Annotated in this window: 1 protein-coding gene; it reads left to right on the top strand. The window is 46.2% G+C overall.

Going from position 1 to position 545, the window contains the following annotated elements; genetic code table 11:
- A partial coding sequence (locus HMPREF3093_RS09840) for a hypothetical protein (RefSeq protein WP_180363294.1) occupies positions 1-400 on the top strand: 400 nt, incomplete at its 5' end.
- Positions 401-545 lie beyond the last annotated feature (145 nt).

The following is a 545-nucleotide window of genomic DNA, read 5'->3' as shown; positions in this document are numbered from 1 at the left end:
CAGACGGGAAACCAAGGCACGCTACGAAGCGACCTACCAACGCTACCCTGAATTGCGTGACAACCTCTCCTTGCTGACGGAGCAAGCTAGCTTTGTGGACCCACTCAACCAATTCTATGTCTACCGCGATACCCTCTTCTATATCAAAAACGGCTTCATTGACTACCAAATCGAAGAGTTAAGCCTAATCGGTGTAAAGATTGAACGCATGAAAGACGGCCCACATGTCTCATCCAACCACCTCTTCTTCCTCTACATGAGAGAAGGTGAGCAGGAAATGCATTCTTTAGATATGGGGACTGTCAGTCAGCAAAAATACGACAATCTCATTGAACTCTTCCGCTATCTGATGCAAGTCAAACCAAGTCTTCGTTTTGAAGATGCCATCTCAGACAAGTAAGTCAAGGAGGAAGTATATGTCTCTATTCAAGAAACTTAGCCTATTAGCAGCCGGTCTGGTCTTAACGACTAGCCCCGTACTGGCCCAATCGTCATCTGAGTCTAGCCAGTCTGCCTCAAGTCAAACTTCTTACGAAAGCCTAGAA

The sequence above is a fragment of the Abiotrophia sp. HMSC24B09 genome, from assembly GCF_001815865.1.
Taxonomy (GTDB): domain Bacteria; phylum Bacillota; class Bacilli; order Lactobacillales; family Aerococcaceae; genus Abiotrophia.
Note: the sequence above shows the minus strand (reverse complement) of the source record. Positions and strands in the feature narration are given on the sequence as shown.